Origin of the sequence: Pseudomonas sp. Z4-7 (assembly GCF_051131965.1) — a bacterium.
Classification (GTDB): Bacteria; Pseudomonadota; Gammaproteobacteria; order Pseudomonadales; family Pseudomonadaceae; genus Aquipseudomonas.
Genome location: NZ_CP071642.1, coordinates 2,332,827 through 2,346,586, shown reverse-complemented (window position 1 = coordinate 2,346,586; position 13,760 = coordinate 2,332,827). Strand labels below are relative to the sequence as shown.

12 protein-coding genes are annotated in these 13,760 nt (G+C 61.2%); 7 read left to right on the top strand and 5 right to left on the bottom strand.

From position 1 onward, the window contains the following. Nucleotides 1-182: 182 nt before the first annotated feature. Nucleotides 183-1,307, bottom strand: coding sequence for a sugar diacid recognition domain-containing protein (locus J3P91_RS10715; protein ID WP_434603949.1), 1,125 nt, complete (start codon nucleotides 1,305-1,307; stop codon nucleotides 183-185). A 190-nt stretch (nucleotides 1,308-1,497) separates the two neighbouring features. Here J3P91_RS10715 and J3P91_RS10710 point away from each other — a divergent pair, with 190 nt between their 5' ends. The 3 genes from J3P91_RS10710 (at nucleotide 1,498) to rarD (ending at nucleotide 5,055) form a co-directional block, all read left to right on the top strand. Then, entirely contained in the window at nucleotides 1,498-2,808 is a 1,311-nt protein-coding gene (locus J3P91_RS10710; RefSeq protein ID WP_434603947.1) for an MFS transporter, read from the top strand. Between the two features lie 196 nt (nucleotides 2,809-3,004). Continuing rightward, on the top strand, nucleotides 3,005-4,018 hold the full coding sequence (locus J3P91_RS10705; RefSeq protein WP_305495332.1) for an aldo/keto reductase: 1,014 nt from the start codon (nucleotides 3,005-3,007) through the stop codon (nucleotides 4,016-4,018). 152 nt (nucleotides 4,019-4,170) lie between these two features. Further along, the gene (gene rarD, locus J3P91_RS10700; protein WP_434568897.1) at nucleotides 4,171-5,055 is read left to right on the top strand and encodes an EamA family transporter RarD; all 885 of its coding nucleotides are present in this window, start codon (nucleotides 4,171-4,173) and stop codon (nucleotides 5,053-5,055) included. 155 nt (nucleotides 5,056-5,210) lie between these two features. Here the strand turns inward: rarD and hppD are convergent, their stop codons facing one another. Both hppD and J3P91_RS10690 read right to left on the bottom strand, forming a co-directional pair. Beyond that, on the bottom strand, nucleotides 5,211-6,287 hold the full coding sequence (gene hppD / locus J3P91_RS10695; RefSeq protein WP_434568898.1) for a 4-hydroxyphenylpyruvate dioxygenase: 1,077 nt from the start codon (nucleotides 6,285-6,287) through the stop codon (nucleotides 5,211-5,213). A 251-nt stretch (nucleotides 6,288-6,538) separates the two neighbouring features. Further along, complete coding sequence (locus tag J3P91_RS10690; protein WP_434603945.1) at nucleotides 6,539-7,483, bottom strand: DMT family transporter; 945 nt, start codon at nucleotides 7,481-7,483, stop codon at nucleotides 6,539-6,541. A gap of 95 nt (nucleotides 7,484-7,578) precedes the next feature. Here J3P91_RS10690 and J3P91_RS10685 point away from each other — a divergent pair, with 95 nt between their 5' ends. From J3P91_RS10685 to J3P91_RS10675, 3 genes are all read left to right on the top strand, one after another. Further along, nucleotides 7,579-8,442 carry a LysR family transcriptional regulator gene (locus J3P91_RS10685; protein ID WP_434603943.1) on the top strand — a complete coding sequence of 288 codons (864 nt, stop codon included), beginning with the start codon at nucleotides 7,579-7,581 and terminating at the stop codon, nucleotides 8,440-8,442. A gap of 85 nt (nucleotides 8,443-8,527) precedes the next feature. Then, nucleotides 8,528-10,090, top strand: a complete 1,563-nt coding sequence (locus tag J3P91_RS10680; RefSeq protein WP_434603942.1) for an EAL domain-containing protein — start codon at nucleotides 8,528-8,530, stop codon at nucleotides 10,088-10,090. Between the two features lie 204 nt (nucleotides 10,091-10,294). After that, entirely contained in the window at nucleotides 10,295-10,660 is a 366-nt protein-coding gene (locus J3P91_RS10675) for a histone-like nucleoid-structuring protein, MvaT/MvaU family (RefSeq protein WP_434574225.1), read from the top strand. 86 nt (nucleotides 10,661-10,746) lie between these two features. Here the strand turns inward: J3P91_RS10675 and J3P91_RS10670 are convergent, their stop codons facing one another. Next, on the bottom strand, nucleotides 10,747-11,271 hold the full coding sequence (locus J3P91_RS10670; RefSeq protein ID WP_434605071.1) for a DUF4946 domain-containing protein: 525 nt from the start codon (nucleotides 11,269-11,271) through the stop codon (nucleotides 10,747-10,749). Between the two features lie 193 nt (nucleotides 11,272-11,464). Here J3P91_RS10670 and gloA point away from each other — a divergent pair, with 193 nt between their 5' ends. Further along, nucleotides 11,465-11,986 carry a lactoylglutathione lyase gene (gene gloA, locus J3P91_RS10665; RefSeq protein ID WP_434603941.1) on the top strand — a complete coding sequence of 174 codons (522 nt, stop codon included), beginning with the start codon at nucleotides 11,465-11,467 and terminating at the stop codon, nucleotides 11,984-11,986. A 197-nt stretch (nucleotides 11,987-12,183) separates the two neighbouring features. Here gloA and ahpF read toward each other — a convergent pair whose 3' ends face one another. After that, nucleotides 12,184-13,746: an alkyl hydroperoxide reductase subunit F gene (ahpF, locus tag J3P91_RS10660; RefSeq protein WP_434605069.1), complete on the bottom strand. Its 1,563-nt coding sequence runs from the start codon at nucleotides 13,744-13,746 to the stop codon at nucleotides 12,184-12,186. Nucleotides 13,747-13,760 lie beyond the last annotated feature (14 nt).

Genomic DNA, 13,760 nt, shown 5'->3' with positions numbered 1-13,760 from the left:
CGGTTCGGCATTGCTGGCCTCTTCGCGAGCAGGCTCGCTCCCACAACGGATCCGTGCTGAAAACAAAAATCGCGAGCGCAGCAGATCCAATGTGGGAGCGAGCTTGCTCGCGATAGCGGTGTGTCAGCTTGCAGTTTTTTGAAGCGGATGCCGTCATCGCGAGCAAGCTCGCTCCCACAGGGTCATGCGGGGAGGTTTTGATCGTGCGGCAACAGTTGGACGCCTAGATACAGCGCCAGCATTCCATCCAGCCGCAGCGGGTCCACGCCGCTGAGCTCGGCGATGCGTTCCATGCGATAGCGCAGGCTGTTGCGGTGGATGCCCAGCGCGTCGGCGCAGGCCTGGCTCTGGCCGTCGTGTTCGCACCAGCTGCGCAGGGTCGCCAGGAGTTGCCCGTTGTTGTCCTTGGCGATCACCTTGCGCAGCGGTGTCAGCAACTCGTCCAGCGCATCGTCGCTGCGATGGCGCCAGAGCAGCACCGGCAGGCGATAACGATTGAGGATCAACAGGCGTGACTGCGGCAGGACATCACGGCCGTAGGCAAGTAGGTCCGCCACACGCCGGTAGCAACGGCGCAGGCCGGTCAGACCCTCGGCCTGACCGCCCACCGCCACCCTGAGGATGTTCCAGCCCAGCCCGTCGAGCTTGCCGAGCAAGCGCTCGTTCTCCACCGAAGCCGTGACCGGCCGGCACCAGAGCAAAGAAGATTTGGACGAGGTCAGGCACCAGCTGTCCGGGTAGCGTGACATCAGCCACGCGCTCAGTGCCTCGACGGTTTGCCCGGGCCCATGTTCCTGGCCCAATTCAAACAGGTACGGCACCCGCGACAGCTGCGGCTTGAGGCCCATCTGCAGGGCTTCGTCGAGCAACCGTGGCGAATCCCCGGCATCACCCAGCAGCAGCGCCAGCAAATCATCGCAACGCTGGCGCCGCCATTGCTGCTCGGCCTGCTGGTTGCGCTGGGCGAGCAGCATTTCGGCGGTCATGCGCACCAGTTCCGCGTAGGTGCGCAACTGCGCGGGTTCGCCGGTGATACCGAGCACGCCGATCAGCCGCTGGTCGAGCATCAACGGCAGGTTGATTCCCGGCTGCACGCCCTTGAGGTGCACGGCGGTGTGCTCGTCGATTTCCACCACTCGCCCATTCGCCAAGACCAGCTGCGCACCCTCGTGACGGGTATTGATGCGCTCGCGCTCGCCGCTGGCTAGGATCAGGCCCTGGTTGTCCATGACGTTGACGTTATAGGGCAGAATCGCCATCGCCCGGTCGACGATGTCCTGGGCCAGGTCGTGATCGAGTTCGAACATGGGCGATTCCTTGTGAGCAGGGTTCTTGGTTTTGGGCGTAATGCTTCAGCGCGATTGGTCAGCCGCACAGGGTCCGCGCCCAAACCCTGTGCCCCGGCACAAAGACACGGGCCCTCAGGCTGGCCGAGACTCAAGGGGCGGTCAACGTTACCCCTTGGCACGCCAAAATCATAATAAAGAGAGACCCGCCATGTCCCAGAGCGCAGCAGCCCTCCTGGCTACCCCCGACGAAAAAAATACCGTCTACAAGCGCATCACCCTGCGCTTGATCCCCTTCATCTTCATCTGCTACCTGTTCAACTACCTGGACCGGGTCAACGTTGGCTTCGCCAAGTTGCAGATGCTCGATGCGCTGAAATTCAGCGAAACCGTGTACGGCCTTGGTGCCGGGATCTTCTTCATTGGCTACGTGCTGTGTGGCGTGCCGAGCAACCTGGCGCTGACAAAATTCGGCCCGCGGCGCTGGATCGCGCTGATGATGATCACCTGGGGCACGCTGTCGACCTGCCTGCTGTTCGTCACCACCCCGACCGGGTTCTATACCTTGCGGCTGTTCACTGGCGCAGCCGAGGCCGGGTTCTTCCCTGGCGTGGTGCTGTACCTCTCGCAGTGGTTCCCGACGTTCCGTCGCGGCCGGATCATGGCGCTGTTCATGTCGGCCATCCCGGTGTCCGGCCTGCTCGGCAGCCCGTTTTCCGGCTGGATCCTCAACCATTTCGCCGCTGGCCAGGGTGGCCTGGCGGGCTGGCAGTGGATGTTCCTGCTGCAAGGCGTGCCGACGGTGATCCTCGGGGGCCTGGCGTTCTTCCTGCTCAGCGACACCTTCGCCAATGCCAAGTGGCTGACCGACCATGAGCGCGCCGTGCTCACCGCCGACCATGCCGAAGACCTGGCCAACAAGCCGAAGACCACTACCGATTCCCTGGCAGCCGTATTCAAGAACCCGGCGATCTGGGCCTTCGGCCTGGTGTACTTCTGTATCCAGAGCGGCGTGTACGCGATCAACTTCTGGCTGCCGTCGATCATCAAGAACCTGGGTTTCAGCGATAACCTGGTGATCGGCTGGCTGAGTGCGATCCCCTATCTGCTGGCGGCGGTGTTCATGCTGCTGGTGGGCCGCTCGGCGGACCTGCGCAAGGAGCGCCGCTGGCATCTGGTCGTGCCGATGCTGATGGGTGCGGTCGGGCTGCTGATCGCCGTCAATTTCGCCACTACGCCGGCCATCGCCATCCTCGGCCTGACCATCGCCACCATGGGCGCCCTCACCGGCCTGCCGATGTTCTGGCCGGTGCCCACCGCCCTGCTCAGCGCGGGGGCGGCGGCCGGCGGCCTGGCGCTGATCAATTCCATGGGCCAGATGGCCGGCTTCCTCAGTCCGTACCTGGTGGGCTGGGTCAAGGACGCCACCGGCTCGACCGATGCGGCGCTCTATATGCTGGCGGCAGTGATTGTCTGCGGCAGCCTGCTGGCGTTGCGCATGACGCGCACCCTGCGGGGCTGACGCGGTTTGCCTGCTGTGGGAGCGAGCCTGCTCGCGAAAGCGCTGTGTCAGTCACTGTAGAGGGTGCCTGGAAGTACGCCTTCGCGAGCAGGCTCGCTCCCACAGTTGATTTGCAGGTGTTTGAGAAAACGGTTGGATCCATACGGCGGTTCTGGTATTTGATGGGACCTTTCCCATCGATAAAAGGATCTTGTCCATGAGCTACCGCACGCTGGGCCATTCCGGGTTGCAAGTCTCGACGCTGACCCTGGGCACGATGATGTTCGGTGAACAGACCAGCACCGAGGATTCGCTGCGGATCATCGACAAGGCCTGGGACCAGGGCATCAATTTCATCGACACGGCCGATGTCTACACCAACGGCCGTTCCGAAGAAATCGTCGGCGAGGCGATTGCCAGCCGGCGCCACGAGTGGGTGCTCGCCACCAAGGTCGGCTTCGGCCCGCCGGACGGTGTGCCCAACCGCAGCGGCTTGAGCCGCAAGCATATCTTCAACGGCATCGAGGCCAGCCTGACGCGCCTGGGCACCGATTACCTGGACATCTACTACCTGCACCGCGAAGACCACAACACGCCATTGCAGGTCACGGTGTCGGCCATCGGCGATCTGATTCGCCAGGGCAAGATCCGCTACTGGGGCCTGTCGAATTACCGCGCCTGGCGCATCGCCGAAGTGATCCGTATCGCCGACAGCCTGGGCGTCGATCGGCCGGTGATCAGCCAGCCGCTGTACAACATCGTCAACCGCCAGGCGGAAACCGAACAGATCACCGCCGCGCAGAACTACGGCCTCGGCGTGGTGCCCTACAGCCCCCTCGCCCGAGGTGTGCTCAGCGGCAAGTACGCACCCGATGTGGCACCGGATGCCAACAGCCGCGCCGGACGCCAGGACAAGCGCATCCTGGAAACCGAATGGCGGGTCGAATCCTTGCGCATTGCCCAGCAGATCCAGCAATACACCCGGGATCGCGGCGTCGGCATCGTCGAGTTCGCCATTGCCTGGGTGTTGAACAACCGTGCCGTCACGTCGGCGATCGTCGGACCGCGCACCGAAGAACAATGGGACGCGTACACCAGGGCGCAAGCGGTGCGGATCACGGCAGATGACGAAGCGTTCATCGATTCGCTGGTGACACCGGGGCATGCTTCGACGCCGGGCTTCAACGACATCAGTCATTTCGTGCCGGGCCGCGTGCCGCATACGTCGTGATATTCAACGCATGACCCCGTGGCGAGGGAGCTTGCTCCCGCTCGGCTGCGTAGCAGCCGCTATTTCGAGTCCGCTACGCGGCCCAGCGCGAGCTTGCTCCCTCGCCACGGGTAAACAACTCCCTGCTGCAATTCCAATAACAAGAGGCATCAGTGTCCAAAGGCATCGCTCTATCGGTATCGGCCTCCGCCCTGTTCGCGGTCCTGTATTACTACACGTCATTGCTCGACCCCTTGACCGGGATGGAAATTTTCGGCTGGCGCATGCTGCTCACCCTGCCATGCATGACCGCATTCATGCTGGTGGCACGGGAGTGGACACTCGTCAGGCAACTTGTCGGGCGCTTGGTCGACACACCGCGCCTGCTGATCGGCGCGACGGTGTCTTCGGCCTTGATGGGAGTGCAACTGTGGCTGTTCATGTGGGCGCCGCTCAACGGCTACAGCCTGGACGTATCGCTGGGGTATTTCCTGTTGCCGCTGTCGATGGTCATCACCGGGCGTATCGTCTACGGCGAGCGGCTCTCCCGCCTGCAAAAGATCGCGGTGTTCTTCGCCACGCTCGGCGTGCTCAACGAACTCTACCGGGTGGGCGGTTTTTCCTGGGCGACCTTGCTTGTGGTGATGGGCTATCCGATCTACTTCGTCCTGCGCCGGCGCCTGGGCACCGACAACCTGGGCGGGCTCTGGCTGGACATGACGCTGATGCTGCCCCTGGCGTTCTGGTTCGTGCAGAGCGGTGGACAAGGTTTCGCGATTTTCAACCAGTACCCTCGGCTTTCGCTGCTCATCCCGGGACTTGGCGTGATCAGTGCCTCGGCGCTGGTGGCCCACATCATCGCCAGCCGACTGCTGCCGTTCAGCCTGTTCGGGCTGTTGAGCTATGTCGAGCCGGTGTTGCTGCTGGGCGTGGCACTGCTGCTGGGGGAAAGCATCCAGGCTGAGCAATGGCTGACTTACATCCCCATCTGGATGGCGGTGGCCGTGCTGGTACTGGAAGGCTTCAGGCATCTGGTGCGGCAGCGGCGCCGGGCTTGAGGCTACCCCCGCCCTGTGGGAGCGAGCCTGCTCGCGAAGGCTTAGGTGACTGACACAGCGCTTTCGCGAGCAGGTTCGCTCCCAAAGGGGTCTTGCATCGACAACAAAAAGCCCGCCCGGCATCACTGCCGGGCGGGCTTTTTTACCTGTCGGGTTTACTCGGTAGTGAGTACACCACGCCGCACCTGGTCACGCTCGATCGATTCGAACAGCGCCTTGAAGTTACCCTCGCCGAAGCCATCGTCGCCCTTGCGCTGGATGAACTCGAAGAACACCGGCCCCATCAGGGTTTCCGAGAAGATCTGCAGCAACAGGCGCTTGTCGCCCTGCTCCGAGGCCCCGTCCAGCAGGATGCCCCGCGATTGCAGCTCCGCCACCGGTTCGCCATGGTTCGGCAGGCGTCCTTCGAGCATTTCGTAGTAGGTGTCCGGCGGCGCGGTCATGAAGCGCATGCCGATCTTCTTGAGCGCATCCCAGGTCTTGATCAAGTCGTCGGTCAGGAAGGCCACGTGCTGGATGCCTTCGCCATTGAACTGCATCAGGAACTCTTCAATCTGCCCGGCGCCCTTGGATGACTCTTCGTTCAGCGGGATGCGGATCATGCCGTCCGGTGCTGTCATGGCCTTGGAAGTCAGGCCGGTGTATTCGCCCTTGATGTCGAAGTAACGAATCTCGCGGAAATTGAACAGCTTCTCGTAGAAGTTGGCCCAGTAGGCCATGCGCCCGCGATAAACGTTGTGGGTCAGGTGGTCGATGATCTTCAGACCGGCGCCCACCGGATTGCGATCGACACCCTCGAGGAAGACGAAGTCGATGTCGTAGATCGAGCTGCCTTCGCCAAAACGGTCGATCAGGTACAGCGGCGCGCCGCCAATGCCTTTGATCGCCGGGAGGTTCAGCTCCATCGGGCCGGTTTCGATGTGGATCGGCTGGGCACCGAGTTCCAGGGCCTGCTTGTAGGCTTTTTGCGAATCCTTGACGCGGAAGGCCATGCCGCACACCGACGGGCCGTGCTCGGCCGCGAAGTAGGACGCCACGCTGTGCGGTTCGTTGTTGAGGATCAGGTTGATCGCGCCCTGGCGGTACAGGTGCACGTCTTTGGAACGGTGGGTGGCCACCTTGGTGAAGCCCATGATCTCGAAGATCGGCTCCAGGGTATTCGGGGTCGGGGATGCGAACTCAATGAATTCGAAGCCCATCAGGCCCATCGGGTTTTCGTATAGATCTGCCATGTCGGCGCCTCATCAAACTTATCAATTAACAAAAAAACGTTAGTTGCCAGTGATGCTGAGGACGCGGGGCGGCGCGCAGGAAATGCCGCGGACACTGCGGGCGAGGAAGTCGCCATAGATCAGTTGAAACCCAAGTATCTTCATTGTCGACCCAAGGCTATTGCGGGCGAGGCTTCTGCTGCCAGAAGACCTTATTCTTATATGCGTAACCCGATTCTACACAGCGTAACCAGATTTGTCCGCTTCAGGTATCAAATCGTCTTTTTTGCCGAACGTGCAAGCGGTTTGTTGCACAGGAAGATCCCCGCCAGGATCAACCCGCCGCCTACGCACATCAACAAAGTGAGCCGTTCGTCGAGCAGCATCGCGCCCAGCAGTACCGCCGTCAGCGGGTTGAGCGCAATGAAGACGCCGGAACGCGTCGCACCGATCCGGCGGATGCCCTGATACCAGGCGATATAGGCCAGGGCCGAACCCAGCACGCCGAGGTACAGCAGGCTCAACCATTGCCTGAGGTCCAGCCCGCGCAATGCCTCGAAGCGGATCTCACCGCCGGCTGCGCACGCCAGCCACAACATCAGCGTGCCCAGCAGGATCGACCAGGTCACTGTCTGCAAAGGACCCAGGCTCTCATTCAGGCCTTTGGAAAACAGCGAATAGATGCCCCACCCCAGCACACAGCCGAAAATCAGCAGATCTCCGCGCCAAGCCTGTTCCGTCGCCTGCAACAGCGACGGTTCGCGACTGATGATGACCAACCCCGCCCCGCCGATGCACAGCACGATACCGGCGACTTTGAAGCGGCCCAACCGTTCCTTGAACAAGCACCATGAGGCCAAGCCGATCACTGCCGGGTTCAACGCGACGATCAACGAGGCGCGCGATGCGTTGATGTATTGCAAGCCATGGAAGAAACACAGGTTGTAGAAAAAGATCCCGAAGAACCCCAGCGCGGCCAGCTGCAGGCCCTGCTTCAAGCCGGGCCTGGCCAGGGGGATACCGGCGACGCCGAGAAACAGCAACAACGCGATGCTCGCCAGGAGAAAACGCAAGCTGGCGGCGAACATCGGCGTCAGCGCATCGGCAAGGATCCTACCGGCCACAAAGGTGCCGCCCCAGATCATCGTGACCATCGCAAGCTTGAGGTAGACCGGCAGGTCCGAGGGTGTCGAGGCAGTTTGTTCCAGGGCTTTCATAGTCCACCGCTAGGAGATTAATCAATGTCCCGTATGTCGCTGGGATGGCGTATTGTTCCGCTCATGAAACATCATCGTAAAATGAGCGTTTACTCATGACCCTCACCCAACTCGAAATCTTTTCGCTGGTCGCCGAACTGCAAGGTTTCACCGCGGCCGCGACACGCCTTGGCATCGGCCAGTCAGCGGTGTCCCACGCGATAAAATCCCTGGAACAGGAGTTGGGCGTCGAACTGTTCAGGCGTCATCAATCCCTTGTCGAGCTCAGCGACATCGGCCAGCAATTGTTGCTGCGTGCCCGGGCCATGCTCGGCCTGGCCAACACCCTGCAACAGGAGGCCGCGGATGCCCGCGGCATGCGCCGTGGGACCCTGCGTATCGGCTCGTTCGGACCGACGTCGTCGATGAAACTGCTGCCAGCCATCCTGCAGCGGTACCGCACCCTGCATCCGGGAATCGAAGTGCACATCGATGAAGGGCCGGACCGGCAAGTGCTGCAATGGCTGGATGAACGACGGATCGACGTCGGCTTCGTGGTCCTGCCCGAGGAACGCTTCGATACGTTCGCCTTGATGGAAGACCAGATGGTCGCCCTGCTGCCCACCCATCATCCCCTCGCCGAGCGCGCCTGCGTGGAACTCAAGGCGCTGTGCAACGACCCCTTCATACTCACCGAGGCCGGCTCCTCGGAAGTGGTCCGGCGGCTGTTCAGCGCCGCCCGGCTCACGCCGAATATCCGCTATCGCTGTTCGCAACTGCTCAGCACGCTGGATGTGGTCAGCCGGGGCGAAGCCGTGACCGTGGTTTCCGAGGGTTCGCTGCCAGCCATGGAAAATCCCGGGTTTGTCGTACGTCCCTTGTCGCCGCGCGTTCCGCGCCAGATCGGCCTTGCGGTGCTGGACAGCCGCCAGGCCTCGCCCGCGACGCTGGCGTTTATCGAAGTGGCCCGGCAACCATAAGCCACCTGGAGGCCGGCGGGCGCGCAACCGCCTGGCCGTCTATCATCGACGCTGTCCCCCGCCCAGGCTCAACAAGGTCGTACCGATGCCATTGTCCGCCACACAGATACGCAAGCGGTCCCGTCGCAATCTGATCACCCTGCTCTGCGGGGTGCTGCCGGTGCTCTCGGGGGTGGGCATTCTCCATATCCAGGCCGAACGGACATTGCAACAGCAGGCCCGCCAGACCGCGGGAGAGCTGGTCCGGCAAGTCGAGCTGATGCTCGACAATACCGCGCTGGCGGCGCGCGCACTGCTGCCCCTGGCCGGTCAACCTTGCGAAGCGGTAAAACTGGCCCTGCGTGACCAGGTGACCCGCCGGCCCTTCGTCCGTTCGACCAACCTGATATGGGACGACACGCTGTATTGCAGCTCGCTGTTCGGCGAATTCGAGGAGCCGGTCAACCCGCACAATTACCACCAAGGCACTCTGTGGCTGATGGACGGCAACCCGGTCACGCCCGACACCGCGTTGCTGATCTACCGGCTCAACGAGGGCCGGCAAGGGGCACTGGCGACACTGGACGGTTACCACCTGGCCAATGTCCTGCGCCTGATTGGCGGCGAGACGCGTTTGTTGCTGCAAGTAGGACCGAGCTGGCTGGCGGCGGACGGCAAGGTTCGGCAAACCCCGCCGCCTGCCCAGCCGGTAGCTCGCAACGAGTTGGCCTCGTCACGCTATGCCTTCAACGTCGAAGCCGGCTTCGATGAAGGGGAAACCTGGCGCTACATGGCTCGGGAATATCCGCCGCTGTTCAGCCTGCTGATTGTCTTCGGCGCCATCGCGGCGCTGCTCGCGCATTGGACACAGAAACGCGCCTCCTCCCCCAGCCATGAACTGCTACGCGCTCTCGAGGCCGGGGAGTTTGTGCCGTATCTGCAACCGGTGGTGCGCGGCGACGACAAGCGTTGGGCCGGGGTTGAGGTGCTGATGCGCTGGAACCACCCCAAGGAAGGCCTGGTGCGTCCGGACCTGTTTATCCCGCTCGCCGAACACAGCGGGCTGATCGTGCCGATGACCCAGGCACTCATGCGCCAGACCAGACAATTGCTGGCGCCGCTCGCGCCCCTGCTGGAGGCGCCGTTCCATGTCGGTATCAACATCACCGCCCGCCACTGCAAGGACCTGGCGCTGCTGGAGGATTGCCGCGAGTTCCTGGCCGCGTTCCCACCGGGCGTCGTCACGCTGGTGCTGGAACTGACCGAGCGCGAGCTGATCGAACCGAGCCCGGTGACCCACCAATTGTTCGAGTTGCTGCACGATCTGGGCGTCAAGATCGCCATCGACGATTTCGGCACCGGCCACTCCAGCCTGGGGTACTTGCAGCAGTTCAACGTCGACTTTCTGAAAATCGATCAAAGCTTTGTCGCGATGATCGGCGCCGATGCGCTGTCACGCCATATCCTGGACAGCATCATCGAGTTGTCGGGAAAACTGCAGTTGGAGATCGTCGCAGAGGGCGTCGAAACCGTTGAGCAAAGCGATTACCTGACGGCTCACAACGTCAACTTTCTACAAGGCTATCTGTTTGGCCGGCCTATTAGTGGCCAAGACTTCAATGCTGCGCTGACCGCCGCTAAAAACCCGCCCACGACACCGCTCGATTGACCGATACACGCCACACGCGTTGGAACAATTGTTCCTGTTACATAACGAAAAAGTTACGATTTACACTTTCTGAATTAACTACTACAATTTTTTTGCCTGTGCCAGAGAGCAGGAAGTCATTATCATCGAGTCGCTACAAAGCGCTTGGCTTAATGCTTTGTTGGCGGTTTGTATCAGCCAGACATTTTGATTGGAGTAACGATATTGTCCAGACTCGCTGAATTCCGTGCAGCCGAAAGGGCCCTTCAGGAGCAGCTCAAACAGCTGGAATCTCTGAAGAATGACGCCGGGCTGAAAAAAGAGATCGAATTTGAAGAAAAGCTCTTGGGGCTGATGAAAACCTACGGCAAGAGCTTGCGCGACATCGTCGCCATTCTTGATCCGAAGCCGTCCAAGGCCGGCCCGCAGGCGGTCAAGCCAACCAAGACCCGCCGCGCCCGCGTGGTCAAGGTGTACCAGAACCCGCACACCGGCGAGCTGATCGAAACCAAGGGCGGCAACCACCGCGGCCTGAAAGCGTGGAAGGAACAATACGGGGCTCAAACCGTTGATTCCTGGTTGCGCGGTTGACCATCGGCATTATTGAGAAGCCCTGACTGGTTCAGGGCTTTTTTGTGCCGGACAACTTCAGTATCAAGCCTTGAGTATTAGACGCATTAGAATTTCAGGCTATTTCTTACAGACTGAACTTCCTCCTGGCTTTGAACAAATACCTGGGCCTGACCGGCGTAGGACAGCACATACGCCCTGCCCTCTTTTAGCGCAGCAACAAGTGTTTGAGACAACACATGTCTGCCGTTCTGCGTGATCGTGCAAGTGGTTTCCAGCGCTGCAGTCCCGCCCAACAGGGAAGAATGAATCTTATTGCAGACGCTTTGATAACCGCCCTGGAAAAAATCCTTCTGAACGGATTTTCGCATCTCCAGCAACACACCTTGCAAGTTGACCTGATGATCGGGTTCGACGGGCGTGGTTGTCAGTTCCATCACCATCACCGCATTACCCGCGGAATCGTTCTTGGTCGCGCGTTCACGACTGATCGACTGCGCAGCCGCCGGAGTGGGGAGCGATTCGACTACCCAGCCCGATGGCCATGCAACCTGCGGTTCGAGCGCAAGGGCACCGCTACTCGCAATGCCGGCTGACAAGAGAATGAACAGCGTAAGACAAGGTCGAATCATTGCGTTGCACTCAAGGACGAATCGTAAAGTCTGAAGCCCGCCGCAGCACCAGGCAATAGCCACACGCGGTTTGGCGATGGCGCGCGCCTTGCGTATCATGAACGCACCTGCAAGGAAGCCATCTGACGCAAGCCCAGGAACCGTCGCAGCCCGGTTGCGACGCCGTTTGCCCCACTTATTTTCCGGAGGGCCCATGAGCCTGCACGAACTCGACACTTTCCCAGGCGTTACTGCCCAGCCCGACGCCGCCACGGCCAGATTCGTCTTCAACCACACCATGCTGCGGGTCAAGGACATCACCAAGTCCCTCGATTTCTACACCCGTGTACTGGGTTTCTCGCTGGTGGAAAAACGCGACTTTCCCGAAGCCGAATTCAGCCTTTATTTCCTCGCTCTGGTCGACAAGAGCCAGATCCCGGCAGACGCCGCGGCGCGTACCGAGTGGATGAAGTCGATCCCCGGCATCCTCGAACTGACGCATAACCATGGCACCGAAAACGATCCGGCGTTTGCCTACCACAACGGCAACAGCGACCCGCGCGGTTTCGGCCACATCTGCATCTCGGTGCCGGACGTCGTCGCCGCCTGCGAGCGCTTCGAAGCGCTGGGCTGCGACTTCCAGAAGCGCCTGAGCGATGGCCGCATGAAAAGCCTGGCGTTCATCAAGGACCCGGATGGCTACTGGGTCGAGATCATTCAGCCTGCGCCGCTGTAGACCGCATTACCGCTCCAACATTTGAGAAATCCCCTGTGGGAGCGAGCTTGCTCGCGATGGCTTCGGCGCATTCAACATGGATACAGGCTGACCGACCGCTATCGCGAGCAAGCTCGCTCCCACAGGAGAATGCGTAATCCAAAACAAAACCCCATGAGCCAAGGCCCATGGGGTTTTGTTGTTTCAGCGAGAGGCGATCAGGCCGGGGCGGACGTACGGATCAGGTGATCGAAGGCGCTCAACGAAGCCTTGGCACCCTCGCCCACGGCGATCACGATCTGCTTGTACGGCACGGTGGTCACGTCACCGGCGGCGAACACACCCGGAATCGAGGTTTCACCGCGCGCATCGACGATGATCTCGCCACGCGGCGACAGCTCGACGGTGCCCTTGAGCCAATCGGTGTTTGGCAACAGGCCGATCTGCACGAAGATGCCTTCCAGCGTCACATCGCGCACTTCACCGCTTGGACGGTCCTTGTAGCGCAAACCGTTGACCTTCTGGCCGTCGCCCGTCACTTCGGTGGTCTGGGCGTTGGTGATCACCGTCACGTTCGGCAGGCTGTGCAGTTTGCGCTGCAACACCGCGTCGGCACGCAATTGCACGTCGAACTCCAGCAAGGTGACATGAGCCACGATACCCGCGAGGTCGATAGCCGCTTCGACGCCGGAGTTGCCGCCGCCGATCACCGCTACGCGCTTGCCTTTGAACAGCGGACCGTCACAGTGCGGGCAGTACGCCACGCCCTTGTTGCGGTATTGCTGCTCGCCCGGCACGTTCATTTCACGCCAGCGGGCACCGGTCGCCAGGATCACGGTCTTGGCCTTGAGGCTCGCACCGCTGGCGAACTTGATCTCATGCAGCCCGCCGTCTTTGCCAGCGACCAAAGCGTCGGCACGTTGCAGGTTCATGATGTCGACGTCGTACTGCTTGACGTGCTCTTCCAGGGCGACGGCCAGTTTCGGGCCTTCGGTTTCCTGGACCGAGATGAAGTTCTCGATCGCCATGGTGTCGAGCACCTGGCCGCCGAAACGCTCGGCCGCGACGCCGGTGCGGATGCCTTTACGGGCGGCGTAGATCGCTGCCGAAGCACCGGCCGGGCCACCGCCGACCACCAGTACATCAAAAGCATCCTTGGCGCTGATCTTCTCGGCCTGACGCTCGATGCCGCTGGTGTCGATCTTGGCGAGGATTTCTTCCAGGCCCATGCGGCCCTGGCCGAAGTTCACGCCGTTCAGGTAGATGCTCGGCACCGCCATGATCTGGCGTTCGTCGACTTCGGCCTGGAACAGCGCGCCGTCGATGGCGACGTGACGGATGTTCGGGTTCAGCACCGCCATCAGGTTCAACGCCTGGACCACGTCCGGGCAGTTCTGGCATGACAGCGAGAAATACGTCTCGAAGTTGAACTCGCCCTTGAGCGAGCGGATCTGTTCGATCACTTCGACACTGGCCTTCGAAGGGTGGCCGCCGACTTGCAGCAGGGCCAGCACCAGCGAAGTGAATTCGTGCCCCATGGGAATGCCGGCGAAGCGCAGGCTGATATCGGCTCCCGGGCGATTCAACGAGAACGATGGCTTGCGCGCATCAGTACCGTTGTCGAGCAAGGTAATCTGGTTGGAAAGACTGGCAACGTCTTTGAGTAATGCAAGCATTTCCTGGGATTTCGCACCGTCGTCGAGGGATGCAACGATCTCGATCGGCTGGGTGACCCGTTCCAGGTATGACTTCAACTGAGCTTTAAGATTGGCGTCCAACATACGGGCGATTTCCA